Source organism: Pantoea sp. 18069 (assembly GCF_902706035.1).
GTDB lineage: Bacteria > Pseudomonadota > Gammaproteobacteria > Burkholderiales > Burkholderiaceae_C > Comamonas.
Map to the genome: position 1 here is coordinate 40,398 of NZ_CACSJA010000011.1, position 14,339 is coordinate 54,736.

Genomic DNA, 14,339 nt, shown 5'->3' on the forward strand with positions numbered 1-14,339 from the left:
CGCGCGCCATGAGCGGCAATACTTTCGGAACCCTATTTCGCGTCACCAATTTTGGTGAATCCCACGGCCCGGCCATTGGCTGCGTGATCGATGGCTGCCCGCCGGGCATGCCGTTGACCGAAGCCATCATCCAGCATGACCTGGACCGCCGGCGCCCCGGCACCAGCCGCCATGTGACCCAGCGCCAGGAAGCCGACGCCGTCGAAATCCTGTCGGGCGTCTATGAAGGCAAGACCACGGGCACGCCGATCGCGCTGCTGATCCGCAACACCGACCAGCGCAGCAAGGACTACGCGAACATTTCCGAAAGCTTTCGCCCGGGCCATGCCGACTACACCTACTGGCACAAGTACGGCATCCGCGACCCGCGTGGCGGCGGCCGCTCCTCGGCGCGCCTCACGGCCCCTACGGTCGCCGCGGGCGCCGTGGCCAAGCAATGGCTCAAGGCCCAGTTCGGCACCGAGTTCCGCGCCTGCATGACGCAGCTGGGCGAGCTCGAGATTCCATTCGAGGACTGGGCGCATGTGCCGGGCAACCCGTTCTTCGCACCCGTGGCCGATGTTGCCGCCTACGAAAGCTATATGGACGCGCTGCGCAAGGCTGGCGACTCCTGCGGCGCGCGCATCCGCGTGCAGGCCACGGGCGTGCCCGTGGGCCTGGGTCAGCCGCTCTATGACAAGCTCGATGCCGACATCGCCTACGCGATGATGGGCCTGAACGCGGTCAAGGGCGTCGAGATCGGCGCGGGCTTTGCGAGCGTCGCGCAGCGCGGCACGGTGCATGGCGATTCGCTCACGCCGGCCGGCTTCGCGAGCAACCATTCGGGCGGTGTGCTCGGCGGCATCAGCACCGGCCAGGACCTCGAAGTCTCTATCGCCATCAAGCCCACGAGTTCCATCCTGAGCCCGCGCGAATCCATTGACGTCCACGGCCAGACCACCGAAGTCATCACCAAGGGCCGGCACGACCCCTGCGTGGGCATACGCGCCGCGCCGATCGCCGAGGCGCTGCTGGCGCTGGTGGTCATGGACCACGCGCTGCTCAACCGCGCGCAGTGCGGCGATGTGCGCCACGGCGTCGCGCCGATTGCGTCGTCGCTGCTCTGAGATCGTGAACACGTTCTGAGGTCTCTCCAGACGTGAAAAAGCCATCCCTGGGGATGGCTTTTTTGTGCTGCTTTGTTCTCAAGTACGAATGGCTGATGGCCGTTCGCCCTGAGCCTGTCGAAGGGCGTTTCCATCCTCAGAACGAACAGCAGGCCTCAGCCCCTGCGCACCTCGTCCATCACATCCTTGAAGTCCTCGATGTCCTCGAAGCTGCGGTAGACGCTTGCAAAGCGGATGTAGGCCACCTTGTCGAGCTGCTTGAGCTCGTGCATCACCAGCTCGCCAATGCGGCTCGAGGCCACTTCGCGCAGGCCGAGGTTGCGCAATTTTTCCTCGATGCGCTCGATCGCGGTATCGACCTGCTCGGTACTCACCGGACGCTTGCGCAGCGCCAGCGAGAACGAGCCGCTGAGCTTGGCGCGCTCGTACTCTATGCGCCGGCCGTCCTTCTTGACGATGGCCGGGAAGCTGACTTCCGGCCGCTCGTACGTCGTGAAGCGCTTGTCGCAACCGCCGCACTGGCGGCGGCGGCGGATGAAGCCGCCGTCTTCCGCCTCGCGGGTCTCGACCACCTGGGTGTCAGGATGGCTGCAAAAAGGGCACTTCATGGCTCAGGGCAGGGCGAAAGGCCGGGTCTTAGTCGCGGTACACGGGGAAGCGCGCGGTCAGCGCCGAGACCTTGGCGCGCACGGCGGCCAGGTTGGCTTCGTCCGTCGGGTTGTCGAGCACGTCGGCGACCAGATTGGCCGTCAGGCGGGCTTCTTCTTCCTTGAAACCACGGGTGGTCATCGCGGGCGTGCCCACGCGGATGCCGCTGGTCACCATCGGCTTTTCAGGATCGTTGGGGATGCTGTTCTTGTTGATGGTGATGTGGGCGGCGCCCAGCGCAGCTTCAGCGGCCTTGCCGGTGATGCCCTTGGCGCGCAGGTCGACCAGCATCACGTGGCTTTCGGTGCGGCCGGAGACGATGCGCAGACCGCGTTCGATCAGCGTTTCGGCAAACACCTGGGCGTTCTTCACGACCTGGGCCTGGTAGGCCTTGAACTCGGGCGTCAGCGCTTCCTTGAACGCCACGGCCTTGCCGGCGATGACGTGCATCAGCGGGCCGCCTTGCAGGCCGGGGAAGATCGCCGAATTGATGGCCTTCTCGTGCTCGGCCTTCATCAGGATCACGCCGCCGCGCGGGCCGCGCAGGCTCTTGTGGGTGGTGGTCGTGACCACGTCGGCATGGGGCACGGGGTTGGGGTAGACACCCGCGGCAATCAGGCCGGCGTAGTGGGCCATGTCGACCCACAGGATGGCGCCGATTTCCTTGGCTATTTTTGCGAAGCGTTCGAAGTCGATGCGCAGCGCGTAGGCCGAGGCACCGGCAATGATCAGCTTGGGCTTGTGTTCGCGGGCCTTGGCTTCGAGCGCGTCGTAGTCGATCTCTTCCTTGGCGTCCAGGCCATAGGAGACGACGTTGAACCACTTGCCCGACATGTTCAGCGGCATGCCGTGGGTCAGGTGACCGCCTTCGGCCAGGCTCATGCCCAGGATGGTGTCACCGGGCTTGAGGAAGGCCAGCAGCACGGCCTGGTTGGCCTGGGAGCCGGAATTGGGTTGCACGTTGGCCGCATCGGCGCCGAACAGTTGCTTGACGCGGTCGATGGCGAGTTGCTCGACCACGTCGACATTTTCGCAGCCGCCATAGTAGCGCTTGCCCGGATAGCCTTCGGCGTACTTGTTGGTGAGCTGGGAGCCCTGGGCTTCCATCACGGCGGGCGAGCAGTAGTTCTCGCTGGCGATCAACTCGATGTGGTCTTCCTGGCGCTGGTTCTCGGCCTGGATGGCGGCAAAGAGTTCGGGGTCGGCTTTTTCAACAGTGATATTGCGGTGGTACATGGCAGTCCTATGAACTTGTAGTCCCTTGAGGCCAAGGGCTGCCCAGGCGAACGGCGGAACGCTTCAGGCGGGATCCGTTATGCCTGGGCGGTACGCTCCCCGGTGGTTCACGGATGGCCAGCATCCGTTGGTTTCCACGTCAGCGGCAGCCCGGTCTTTCGACTTTCTGGACTGCGCCTATCGCCAGTTGCGTACCCCGGTAGTGTAGCCGAGCCCGAATGCCTGCGGGGCAATCGGGCCTGCATGCGCTGCGGCAAGGCGCAGCGGGGATCAGAGGTTGGTGTTCAATGCGACCTGTTCGCCTGCGCTGGCGACAGGTGCGGCCGCGGGAGCGACCAGGGGAGCGATCTGGGGCGTTGCCTGCTTGGCCGCCGCCGTCAGCAGTGGCTGAGGCGGTGTGGCGGCGGGCAGTGCGCGCAGGCCTGCGGCCTGGCGCAGACGGTTGTGCTCGGCGAGCACTTTCGACGCATAGCCACCGTCGTTGGGCAGATTCGCGGCGCCCACGTAGTGGCGCAGGCCGCCTTCGATGGAGCCGGCGCGCGCAATGCAGTCCTTGAGCACCTTGACGCCCACGCGCAAGTTGGTCACGGGGTCGAAAGCCGCGAGGCGGCCGCCGAAGTTCTCGTACTTGTCCGTGTGCACGCTGGTCATGACCTGCATCAGGCCCTGGGCACCGACCGAGCTCTGGGCAAACGGGTTGAAGCTCGATTCGATGGCCATGATGGCCAGGATCAATGTCGGGTCGATCTTGTTGTTCTGGCCCAGCGTGTAGGCTTCGGAAACCAGTGCGGCCAGCGGTTCGGGCGCGACCCGGTACTTCTTGCTGAGCCAGAAGGCAACGGCGGCCTGCTCGCGCGGCAAGTCCTTGGGATTGCTGGCCGTGGCGCGATCGATCGCACCGGGCTCGGTGGGCATGTCGAGCACCGCCACCTGGCGTGCCCGCAGCCAATCGCGCAGGTGGGCTTCGCCCTCATGGCGCAGGTCGGGGCGGGCGAACAAGGTAATGGCCACGAAGGCCACGGCCAGACCCAGCAAGGCAAAGCCGTTATGGGTGATTTGGAGAAAACCGTCGGTCACATCGGACGCAAAGGTTCGCACTGCTGCGAAGGGTTTCGCGGATGCAGGCATATTGATTCCTTTCAAGAGGCGTCACCCCGCTTTGCTGACCCGGTAGGGGGCATGGGGCGAACGCCTAGATTGGCGCGCTGCAATCCTTGGGGCGATGCCGGAAAAGGCATCGAAGGAAGTGGACTGGCCACTTGGCTGCAGCGAAGAGAGGTCTCTTTTTTCGAGAATGGCGGATTCTAGAAGTTCTCCTAATACTAAGTCAATACTATAAAAAATAGTCTTTATATTTAAAATGAATATAGAAAGCTGTATATAAATGCATGCTTCTTGCCGTTTGTCCCCTGGCAAGTTCCGATTGACAGGCATTTTTAGTCGTCCTATCAAGTGGTTCCATTCATTGCAAAAACTCATTGGATTGCTGCGGTGCAGCTCGCTTATTCTGCAGATGACTGCCATGGCAGTTGACTGCTGGAAGAGCGTTGAAAGGCGGAACGGCACTTAATCTGTCAGTTCCTGTCCTTTGACTGTCTCCCAAGGCCTCCAGGGAGCAATCGATGCTTCCACGCAACCAGGACCATCCTCTCCAGGTTGCAATTCCCACGGCATAGGACTTGGAGCCTGCCGTAAAGCCCGGTCATCGGCCCTGCCGCTGACCGGGCTTTCTGTTTGTGCGGCGCCTAAAGCGGCTCTTACTTTTGCTCACCCTGGTTTTCTGGTGCAATGGCGCCTGCGCAGCGCGTCGGGCTGCTCCCAGTGAAACCTCGAGCACCCATGAAATCTCTGAATAAAAAACGGGCTTTGCGCCATGCCGCGCTGGCCTTGTCGGCCTTGCTTGCCCTGTGGCTGCTGCTGTGGCTCGCGGTGCCGGTGGTGCTCAAAAGCCAGATCCAGCGCCTGGGCTCGGAAAAGCTGGGCCGTGCCGTGACCCTGGAATCGGCGCAATTCAAGCCCTGGACGCTCGAGCTGACGCTCAACGGCCTGCGCATAGCCGGGCTTGCAGGCGCCCAGCAGCCATTGCTGTCCGTGCAGCGTATATATATTGATGCGCAAGTGCAGTCCCTGCTGCGCCTGGCGCCGGTGCTCGATGCGATCGAAGTCAATGCGCCGGTGCTGCATCTGGCGCAGACCAGCGCAGGCCGCTATGACGTCGACGACATCCTGCAGCGGCTGGCCGATGCCGCTGCGCCCGAGGACAAGGCCGCGCCGCAGCGCTTTGCGCTCTACAACATCAAGCTGCGCGGCGGTTCGGTGGATTTCCACGATGCCCTGGTCGAGCGCACACACCAGGTGCGAGCACTGGAGCTGAGCCTGCCGTTTCTGAGCACCTTGGCATCCGGGCAGAAAGTGCGCGTGGCGCCGCGCCTGGCGTTCGCGCTCAATGGCAGTGCCTTCGATTCCTCGGCGCTGAGTACGCCGTTTCTCGAAAGTCGCGCCACGCAGCTGCGCCTGGCGTTCAAGGGCCTGGACCTGGCGGACTTCCTCGGCTATCTGCCCAGGTCGCTGCCGGTGCAGATCGCCGCGGGCCGGCTGGACGCCGACCTCGAAATGGATTTCGAGCAGGCCGCGCAGGCGCAGGTGCATGTGCGCGGGCAGCTTGCGCTGCACCAGGCGCAGCTGCACGACGCCCAGGGGCAGGAGCTGCTGCAGTTCGAGCGCCTGGATGTGGCGCTGCGCGACGTGCAGCCGCTGCGCCAGCAGGTGCTGGTCGACTCCGTGCGGTTGACCGGGCCGCAGTTGCGGGCGGGGCGCGATGCGCGTGGCGTGATCAACTGGCTTGCCCTTGCCGGCCCCGGCCAGACCGCCGATGCGCCCGCGTCAAAGCCCGCGCCCTGGCACGTCGAGGTCGCGCAGGTAACGGTGGCGCAGGGCCGCGCCGAATGGCGCGACCAGTCGGCCGACGCCGGCGCGCAGGGCGCGCACCTGCAGTTCGCCGACATCGCCTTGCAGGCGCGCGCGCTAGCGCTGCCGCTCACGCAGCCTGTGCAGTTCGACGGGCGCATGACGCTGGCTTCGGCGGCAGCACCCAAGGGCGGCGCGGCGCCCGGCGTGCTCGCCTTCAAGGGCCAGGCGACGGCAACGCAGGGCCAGGTCGGGGTCACGCTGGAATCCGTGCCGCTGGGTCTGGGCGCTTCCTATTTGTCAGCCCGGTTCAAGCCCCTGGTGCAGGGCCGGGCCACGGCCCGGCTCGGCCTTGCCTGGAATGGCGAGACGACCGTGGTCAAGGTCGCGCGGCTCGCGCTCGACGACCTGGCTTTGCAGGACAAGGCCGCGCGCATGCGCCAGCTTCTGCTCGAAGACGCCGACCTGCGCCTGCCGGCGCAGTCTCTGCGCATAGGTCAGCTGACGCTGGACCAGCCCGTGGTCGGCGTGCAGCGCGATGCCCGGGGCCGCTGGATGTTCGAGCCCTGGCTTGCCACCCCGGCGAGCGCGCCCGCCAAGGCGGACGCGCCGCAGCGCCCCTGGAATGTGCTGCTGCAAAGCCTGGTCATCGACGGTGGCCAGGTGAACTACCGCGATGCGCTGCCCGTGCGGCCGGTGCAGTGGCAGGCCAGCGGCGTGGCGCTCAAGGTCAGGGACTTCGCTCCGCTGTCCCAAACCGCGAAAGCGTCGCCGCTGCAGCTGTCGCTGCGCATGGCGGGCAGCCGCCGCGCCCAGGCGGGTCGGCTGGCCTACGACGGCAGCCTGCGCGTGGCACCCTTGCTGGTGCAAGGCATGGTGCGCGCCAGCGAGCTGCCGCTGCATGCGTTCGAGCCGTATGTGGCCGACCTGCTCAACGTGCGCCTGCTGCGCGCTGATGGCGGGTTCACGGGCCGTGTGCGCTACGAAGACGTGCAGGGCGGGCCGCGGCTGTCGCTGCGCGGGGACGTGCAACTCAACGACCTGCGCGCGCAGGCCGCGCCCGCAGCGCAGGGCGCCGCCCCCGCGGGGCCGAACCTGGGCGGGCCCGGGCTGGCCGGCAGCGAAGACCTGCTGCGCTGGAAGGTGCTCGCGCTGCGCGGTCTGGACCTGGTGATGGCGCCCGGCGTCGCCACCCGGGTGCGGCTGCGCGAAACCGCGCTTAGCGACTTCCATGCCCGCGTGATCGTGCAGCCCGATGGCCGTATTAACCTCCAGGACATCGTCAAATCCCGCCAGCAGCAGGCGGCCGGGCAGGCCGTCGATGCCGCACCGTCGCAGCCGGAGCCTGCCGGGCCCGCGCCCGTGGTGCATATCGGGCCGGTGGTGCTCAGCGGCGGCACGGTGGCGTTCTCCGACTATTTCATCCAGCCCAATTATTCGGCCGACCTGAGCGCGCTGGCCGGGCGGCTGGGCGCATTCTCGTCCGAGACCGCGCCCGATCAGCCGCCGCAGATGGCCGATCTCGCGCTGCGTGGACGCGCCCAGGGCACGGCCAACCTCGAAATCACCGGCCAGCTCAACCCGCTGGCCAAGCCGCTGGCGCTCGACGTCACGGCGCGCATGAGCGATCTCGAGCTGTCACCGCTGTCGCCCTATGCGATCAAATATGCGGGCCATGGCATAGAGCGCGGCAAGCTGTCCATGGATGTCAACTACCGCATCCAGCCCGATGGCCAGCTCACGGCGAGCAACAAGCTGGTGCTGAACCAGTTAACGTTCGGCGAGGCCGTCGAGGGAGCGCCCGCCAGCTTGCCGGTGCGGCTGGCCACGGCGCTGCTCGCCGACCGCAACGGCGTGATCGACCTCGATCTGCCGATCAGCGGTTCGCTCAACGATCCGCAATTTCGCCTCGCGCCGGTGATCTTCAAGATCATCGGCAACCTCATCATGAAGGCCGTGACCGCGCCGTTCGCGCTGTTGTCGGGGGCGTTCGGCGGCGACGCCGCCAGCTCCGGCGCCGTGGTGTTTGCGCCCGGCAGCGCCGAGCTCGACGCCGCGGGCAGACAGGCCCTGGACAAGATTGCCCAGGCCTTGCAGGCGCGCCCCGCGCTGCAGATGACCGTGGTCGGCGAAGCCGCGCTGGCCGCCGAGCGCGCCGGCTGGCAGCAGGTCCAGGTGCAGCAGATGCTGGGCGCGGAAAAACGCCGCCAGGCGCTGCGCGCGGGCCAGGCGGCGGACCGCATCACCGCCGTGGCGCCGGCCGAGGAATCGGCGCTGCTCAAGGCGGTGTACGCTCGCGCAGATATCAAGAAGCCGCGCAATCTGCTTGGAATGGCCAAGGATTTGCCCGACAATGAAATGCGAACGCTGTTGCAGGCCCATGTCCCTGTGCCTGACAATGCAATGCGTGAGCTTGCATTGGCGCGTGCCGTGGTGGTGCGTGACTATCTGGCAGCGCAGGAATTGCCCCTGAAGCGCCTGTTTCTCGGGGCGCCCGTACAGCCCTTGGCGGGCCCGGATTGGAAGCCGCAGGCCCGGTTGGAACTGGCTCTGCGGTGATTCAGTTTGGGCTCTGCGCAAATAACAGCGAAAATACCTCTTTACTCACTGCGACGCCCGCGGCGCAGCACAGGTTCTTCCGGCCCATGTCTGGGGCGGTCAGCGCCTATTCCACTGAAAAATGTCTTCTCTTTCTCCACGTAGCAACATGTCCGACGCCCCTGAAGTGAACCCGGCCCTGGCCAAGACCTCTGAAACGCATCCTCTTGATGCGCTGACCGGCGGCGCGTTTTCCGCAGAAACCTCGGGCGAACGTGCTTCGCGCATCCGGGACTGGCTCGCGACGCAGCCCGCGCATGACCAATTGCAGGAAGTGTTCAAGGAACTCAGCGTGCGCGACAAGAGCGCTGCGCGCGCCGTGCGCGAGCGCCTGGATGAACTGCGCCGCCTCGAGACCCAGGAAAAGATCGGCGTCGAATGGGCGCAAAAAGCCCAGCAACTGCTGTCTGCCGAAACCCTGAACATCGCCGATGCCACGGCCTGGCAGCGTGAAGCCGCCAAGGCCGGTGCGCCGCTGTCGCGCGAACCCCTGTCGTCCTTCAAGCTCCAGCTGGCCGAGCGCGTCAAGGTCATCGAAGACCTGCAGCACCGCGTGCAGGTGCAGCGTGAAGCCGCCGTGCTGCTCGCGCAGCGCATCGAAGTGCTGTCGACCAAGCCCTGGCGCGATGCGCTGACCGCACTCGACGCCCTGAGCGCCGATGTCGCGCACTGGCAAGCCCAGGCAGGTGAGCTCACGGGCGATGCCAACTGGGTCAGCGTCGATGCCAAGTTCCCGCCCCAGCTCGAGAACTCGCGCAAGCAGTTGCTCGTGGTCTGGGATGCGTTCCAGTCCGCACTCGCGCTGACGCAGGCCGCCGCGCAGGACGAACAGGCCGAGTTGCCCCCCGTGCCGATCTGGGCCGATGAACTGCGCGTCGCGCGTGGCCTGCCCACGGAAGCCGCCGCGGTCGCCGCCAAGACCGCTGCCGCGCCCGCCAAGCCGCCCGCCGCACCGCGTGCCAAGGCCGCTCCCAAGGTCGCCGCCAAGGTTGCTCCCGAAGTGGTCGAAGCCGCTGCCCAGGCCGTGCGCCAGGCGCTCGCCGACCTGGTCGCGCTGACGAGCGCTGCACCGCAAGCTGCGGCAGTCGAAGCACCTGCCGTGGAAGCGGCCGCCGTGGAAGCGCCCGCCGTGGAAGCGGCCCCGGTGGAAGCTGCTCCGGTGGACGCTGCGCCCGTGGAAGCCGCTGCCGCGCAAACGACTCCCGCCGAAGGCGAAGCTGCGGCAGCCGACGCTGCGGCAGCCGACGCTGCGCCGGCCGAAGCTGCGCCGGCCGAAGCTGCGGCTCCCGCAGCCGAAGCCGCAGTCGAAGCAGCCCCCGCAGTCGAAGCCGCTCCTGCAGCTGCTGCGCCTGCCGCCGCTGGCGGTGGCAAGCTGAACAAGGCCATTGCCCAACTGCGCGCCGTGCTCAAGCAGCAAGGCCGCCATATCGACCAGGCACTGGGTGCGCAGGTGAATGCGGCTTTGCTGGCCGCGGGCGATGCCCAGGGCTGGCAAGGCTGGAAGGCCGACGCGGTGCGCGAAGAACTCGTGGCCCAGGCCGAATCCCTGCTCAACCGTCCCGACGGCCAGGCCCTGGGTGGTCGCAAGATGCAGGAATCGCTGCGCAACCTGCGCGAGCAGTGGAAGCAGGCCGACCAGGGTGCGGCCGCCAACCATGCGCTGTGGAAGCGTTTCGACGAAGCCTGCAACGCCGCGCACAAGGTGGTCGAAGGCTGGCTGGACCGCGTGCGCAGCGAAGCGGCGAACAACAAGGCCCAGCGCCTGCAACTGATCGAGGAAGTCACGGCCTGGGCGGCCGAGCACGCCGCATCCACCGACTGGAAAGCCATGTCCCGCAGCCTGCGCCAGTTCGGCGAACGCTGGCGCGATGGTGGCCACGTAGGCGAGAAGATGTTTGCCGAACTGCAGCCGCTGTGGAAGCAGGCCATCACGGCCGCCGAAGCACCGCTGCACGCGGCCCAAAAGGCCAGCCTCGCACGTCGCCACGCAATGATCGACGAAGCCGTGGCCCTGGGTGAAGCGCCGACGCTGCGCATCGACGCCGTCAAGTCGCTGCAGCAGCGCTGGCAGGCCGAGGCACAGGCCGTGCCGCTGGACCGCAAGCATGAGCAAAAGCTCTGGGATGCCTTCCGCAAGCCACTCGACGACGCGTTCAACCGCAAGGGCGGCGAGCGCAACAGCCGTGCCCAGGTCGAGCTCAGCGAGCGCGATCGCCAGGTGCTCGACGCATCGAAGGCCCTCGAAGCCGCGAACGCGAGCGGCGACGCCCAGCGTATCCGCGCCGCGATGGCCGGTCTCGAAGCGGCCTTGCACAGCCAGGCACAGGCCCAGGAATCGGCCAAGGCCGATGCCGCGGTGGTCGACGCCGCGCCAGCCGCCGAAGGTGCGGGCGATGCTGCCAAGCCGGCAGCCGTGTCCAAGCCCGTGGTGGCCGTGCGTGGTGACGACCGTCCCGGCATGAAGAAGGACGCACCTGCGCCCATGGGCCGCCCTGGCCGTCCCGGCGAGCGCCGTGACAGCCGCGATGCGCGTCCTGGCGACCGCGGTGGCCGCTTTGGCGAACGCAGCGACCGTCCCATGCGTGAAGACCGTGGCCCGCGCCTGGCGGACCCGGCTTTCCGTGCCCAGCGCGACGCGCTCGAGCACGCCCAACTGGCGCTGCGCAAGCTCGCCGTGCAGGCCCATGGCGAAGCCCTGACCCAGCTGCTCAATGCCTGGGAAAAGCGCGATGCCGAGCAGCTGCCCAGCGTGCAGGACCTGGGCGGCCGTGTGTCGCCGCAGGTGCGCGGCGCCTGGGCGAAGTCGATCGCGGCGCCGGTTGCCGGTGACGCGGGCGAAGCCCTGCTGCGCCTGGAAATGGCCGCCGACGTGCCCACGCCGGCCGACCTGATCACGGCCCGCCGCACCCTGCAGCTGCAGTTGCTCACACGCCGCAACGACCCGTCGCCCGCCGAAACCTGGGGCCAGGATGCGGCCCGCGTGCTCGCCAGCGCGCGCGATGAAGCCAGCGCCCGTCGCCTGCAGAACGCGCTCAAGGCCTTGCTGCGCAAGTAAGCGCATGCCCATGCGGCTGGCGGCTGTGCCGCCGCCACGCAAAAGCCACTCCGCGGAGTGGCTTTTTTTACGGGTGTCTCAATTTCTTGGGTCAATGCAGCAGGGCGCGCATCTGGGGATCAAGCCAGGACAGGTGCGCGAGGCCGGACCTGCAGAAAACCACGAAGCCCTTGGCCTGTGGGCAGCCGACTTTTTGCGGGGGCGGCGGTAGCCTGTCTGGCCGGGTTGGCATTGACATACTAATTACAAAAAGTTATGATGAAGGTTGTTCGCGGACCAATAAGTCATGAAAATGACGCTAAAGGTTCGCCGGCACTGCTTGCGCAACTTGAATTCCATCGCGGTGCCAGGTTCTCGCCGCCGGGCTGGGCCCGGCGCATCGGCCGGAGGCTTCCGGCCCCATTGCCACGTCACTCTCTTGCAGGCGACGCCCCTCGACCAGGCCCGCCGCTTTGCGAATGAAGTACCGACGGGCACTGGTTTCGTCGCCACGTCTTCAGAGTCGTTCACCCCACCCTTGAGACGTTGTTGCTGCGCCAGGCCGGCCTGGCCTCAGCCGCAAATCCATCGATTTGCCGGGTGGTGCTCGCGACTTTCAGTGCCTGTCGGCAGCCTTTGAGGCTTGCCGGACCATCGCACGCACTTTCGCCCCGCGCTCTGTCCGGGCAGCTCCATCGGCTGGCGGCTTCCTCGTTTCGCACTGAAGCGCCTATTGGCTTGACGCTTTTTCCTCTCCAGCCCTGCAACCCTCGCCTTCGCGCGAAGAAAGATTTCCACTGATGCACATTCGCAATATCGCCCACCCGCTCCTGGCCGCCAGCCTTCTTGCCCTCGGCCTTGCCTCGCACGCCGCGACCGACCTGCCCGGCAAGGGCGTCAAGGTGCTGCCGCTGCAAAGCGCGCTGGTCGAGGAGGCATTCCAGACGCTGCTCGTGACGCGCGCGCTGCAAAAGCTCGGCTACGACGTGCTGCCGATCAAGGAAGTCGAGTACCCGATGGCACACATGGCGGTGGCCAACGGCGACGCGACCTTCATTGCCAATCACTGGAATCCCCACCACGCCGAGTTCTACAAGAGTGCTGGCGGCGATGCCAAGATGACGCGCAAGGGCGTCTACGCGGCAGGCGCCACCCAGGGCTACATGATCGACAAGAAGACGGCCGATCAATACAAGATCACCCACCTGAGCCAGCTCGCCGATCCCAAGCTGGCCAAGCTGTTCGACGCCAATGGTGACGGCAAGGCGGATCTGGTGGGCGCCAGCGCGGGCTGGGGCGGTGAAGCGGTGATCGAGCACCAGCTCACCACGTTCAAGCTGCGCGACACCGTGACCTATACCCAGGGCAACTATCCGGCGCTGATTGCCGACACGGTCAGCCGCTTCAAGCAGGGCAAGCCGGTGCTCTACTACGCCTGGACGCCGTACTGGCTCAGCAACGTGCTGCGCCCGGGCCAGGACGTGGTCTGGCTCGAAGTGCCGTTCTCGGCCATGCCGGGAGTGCAGGCGGGCACCGACACCAAGCAGGCCAATGGCAAGAACTACGGCTTTCCGCTGAACAACGAGTACATCGTGGCCAACAAGGCGTTCGTGGAAAAGCATCCCGCGGCCGGCAAGCTGTTTGAAGTCATGGCCCTGCCGCTGGGCGACATCAGCACGCAGAACCGCTTGATGCACGATGGGCAGAACCGCCAGCAGGACATCGAGCGCCACACCGACGGCTGGATCAAGGCCCACCAGAAGACCTTTGATGGCTGGATCGCCCAGGCGATGGCCGCCGCGAAAAAGTAAGGCCCGGGCGCTGTCTGCAAGGAGCCGCCGTCCCTGGGATGGCGGCTTTTTTTCTGCCCGGCAGGAGAGGGGCAGGGGGCTGGGAAAGCGCCCAAAGAAAAAGGCCGTTGCAGTGCAACGGCCTTTTGAATGTGGTGCCCAGGAGAGGACTCGAACCTCCACGATGTTACTCGCTAGTACCTGAAACTAGTGCGTCTACCAATTCCGCCACCTGGGCATTTCAGGAAAGATTGAATTATAGGGGGCGTTTTTGGGGTGAAAAGGAAAAGTGTGAATTTTTTCTTCTGGAGGCGATGCGGCTGGTCTGCGGGCGCGCAGCGAGCGGGGAGTCTTTGGCCTTTCGAGCCTGCGCCAGGATGCTCTGCGCCAGGCCCGGGGTGAGTGGGGCGCTTTGTTTTTCGTTAGGGTTCGCCTAAGGATCAAGGGCCAGAGAGTCTGGCTCCCCATGACGCTGCGCCACCCCCAGCCCGTGAAGCCGACTGTCCCAGGCAAGGAGCGCCCAAGCGATGCAAGCCGCACAGGGGGCGTTTCACTTCAGATCATGCTGCACAGTAATCCCCTGCTGTGCAAGGCAGCTTTCAACGCGCAAAAGAAAAAGGCCGTTGCAGTTGCAACGGCCTTTTGAATGTGGTGCCCAGGAGAGGACTCGAACCTCCACGATGTTACTCGCTAGTACCTGAAACTAGTGCGTCTACCAATTCCGCCACCTGGGCATTTCAGGAAAGATTTGAATTATGCGGCATAAAAAACCGTGTTTTTCAAAAATCCCGAAAATATTTATTTCCCGAAACTTGTTGCGCTGGCCCTGCCGCATCGCACAATCACATTACAAGACCACTGAGGTAGCAGTAGCCCTGAATTTTTCAAAAACCCTTGCAGGTTCTCGTTAAACTTGGTGCCCAGGAGAGGACTCGAACCTCCACGATGTTACTCGCTAGTACCTGAAACTAGTGCGTCTACCAATTCCGCCACCTGGGCATCTCAGGAAAGATCAACATT

General features: G+C 65.6%; 9 protein-coding genes, 3 tRNA genes and 1 riboswitch. Of the genes, 5 read left to right on the top strand and 7 right to left on the bottom strand.

All coding sequences use genetic code 11. The features are described from left to right. Window positions 1-8 precede the first annotated feature (8 nt). Complete coding sequence (aroC, locus tag GVL12_RS10800; RefSeq protein ID WP_159913715.1) at window positions 9-1,106, top strand: chorismate synthase; 1,098 nt, start codon at window positions 9-11, stop codon at window positions 1,104-1,106. Window positions 1,107-1,261: 155 nt separating this feature from the next. Here the strand turns inward: aroC and nrdR are convergent, their stop codons facing one another. From nrdR to GVL12_RS10820, 4 genes are all read right to left on the bottom strand, one after another. Then, on the bottom strand, window positions 1,262-1,714 hold the full coding sequence (nrdR, locus tag GVL12_RS10805; RefSeq protein ID WP_159913717.1) for a transcriptional regulator NrdR: 453 nt from the start codon (window positions 1,712-1,714) through the stop codon (window positions 1,262-1,264). Window positions 1,715-1,742: 28 nt separating this feature from the next. Next, window positions 1,743-2,990, bottom strand: a complete 1,248-nt coding sequence (gene glyA / locus GVL12_RS10810) for a serine hydroxymethyltransferase (protein ID WP_159913719.1) — start codon at window positions 2,988-2,990, stop codon at window positions 1,743-1,745. Window positions 2,991-3,023: 33 nt separating this feature from the next. Next, window positions 3,024-3,191, bottom strand: a riboswitch (ZMP/ZTP riboswitch). Window positions 3,192-3,260: 69 nt separating this feature from the next. Next, window positions 3,261-4,118, bottom strand: a complete 858-nt coding sequence (locus tag GVL12_RS10815; protein ID WP_159913721.1) for a lytic transglycosylase domain-containing protein — start codon at window positions 4,116-4,118, stop codon at window positions 3,261-3,263. Window positions 4,119-4,139: 21 nt separating this feature from the next. After that, window positions 4,140-4,514 carry a hypothetical protein gene (locus GVL12_RS10820; protein ID WP_159913723.1) on the bottom strand — a complete coding sequence of 125 codons (375 nt, stop codon included), beginning with the start codon at window positions 4,512-4,514 and terminating at the stop codon, window positions 4,140-4,142. Window positions 4,515-4,829: 315 nt separating this feature from the next. On the opposite strand from GVL12_RS10820, the gene GVL12_RS10825 reads away from it, so the two are divergent. The 3 genes from GVL12_RS10825 to proX all read left to right on the top strand — a co-directional run bounded on the left by GVL12_RS10825 (window position 4,830) and on the right by proX (window position 13,340). Beyond that, window positions 4,830-8,456, top strand: coding sequence for a DUF748 domain-containing protein (locus GVL12_RS10825; RefSeq protein ID WP_159913725.1), 3,627 nt, complete (start codon window positions 4,830-4,832; stop codon window positions 8,454-8,456). Window positions 8,457-8,604: 148 nt separating this feature from the next. Then, window positions 8,605-11,550 carry a DUF349 domain-containing protein gene (locus GVL12_RS10830; RefSeq protein WP_159913727.1) on the top strand — a complete coding sequence of 982 codons (2,946 nt, stop codon included), beginning with the start codon at window positions 8,605-8,607 and terminating at the stop codon, window positions 11,548-11,550. 794 nt (window positions 11,551-12,344) lie between these two features. Then, window positions 12,345-13,340 (top strand): glycine betaine/L-proline ABC transporter substrate-binding protein ProX, encoded by a 996-nt coding sequence (proX, locus tag GVL12_RS10835; protein ID WP_235033852.1) that lies wholly within the window; start codon window positions 12,345-12,347, stop codon window positions 13,338-13,340. Window positions 13,341-13,472: 132 nt separating this feature from the next. Here proX and GVL12_RS10840 read toward each other — a convergent pair. Continuing rightward, a tRNA-Leu gene (locus GVL12_RS10840) sits at window positions 13,473-13,557 on the bottom strand. Window positions 13,558-13,785: 228 nt separating this feature from the next. Between GVL12_RS10840 and GVL12_RS10845 the strand changes: the two genes are divergently transcribed. Beyond that, entirely contained in the window at window positions 13,786-13,965 is a 180-nt protein-coding gene (locus GVL12_RS10845) for a hypothetical protein (protein ID WP_159913731.1), read from the top strand. A gap of 3 nt (window positions 13,966-13,968) precedes the next feature. On the opposite strand, the gene GVL12_RS10850 is transcribed toward GVL12_RS10845, so the two are convergent. Then, window positions 13,969-14,053: transfer RNA gene (locus GVL12_RS10850), tRNA-Leu, on the bottom strand. Window positions 14,054-14,233: 180 nt separating this feature from the next. Continuing rightward, a tRNA-Leu gene (locus GVL12_RS10855) sits at window positions 14,234-14,318 on the bottom strand. Window positions 14,319-14,339: the final 21 nt, after the last annotated feature.

What these genes read in the sequence shown, in the direction of transcription:
- GVL12_RS10825 (WP_159913725.1), top strand. Translation starts at nt 4,830, where the DNA reads ATGAAATCTCTGAATAAAAAACGGGCTTTGCGCCATGCCGCGCTGGCC.
- GVL12_RS10820 (WP_159913723.1), bottom strand. Translation starts at nt 4,514, where the DNA reads ATGGCAGTCATCTGCAGAATAAGCGAGCTGCACCGCAGCAATCCAATG.
- GVL12_RS10815 (WP_159913721.1), bottom strand. Translation starts at nt 4,118, where the DNA reads ATGCCTGCATCCGCGAAACCCTTCGCAGCAGTGCGAACCTTTGCGTCC.
- GVL12_RS10845 (WP_159913731.1), top strand. Translation starts at nt 13,786, where the DNA reads ATGACGCTGCGCCACCCCCAGCCCGTGAAGCCGACTGTCCCAGGCAAG.
- glyA (WP_159913719.1), bottom strand. Translation starts at nt 2,990, where the DNA reads ATGTACCACCGCAATATCACTGTTGAAAAAGCCGACCCCGAACTCTTT.
- GVL12_RS10830 (WP_159913727.1), top strand. Translation starts at nt 8,605, where the DNA reads ATGTCCGACGCCCCTGAAGTGAACCCGGCCCTGGCCAAGACCTCTGAA.
- aroC (WP_159913715.1), top strand. Translation starts at nt 9, where the DNA reads ATGAGCGGCAATACTTTCGGAACCCTATTTCGCGTCACCAATTTTGGT.
- nrdR (WP_159913717.1), bottom strand. Translation starts at nt 1,714, where the DNA reads ATGAAGTGCCCTTTTTGCAGCCATCCTGACACCCAGGTGGTCGAGACC.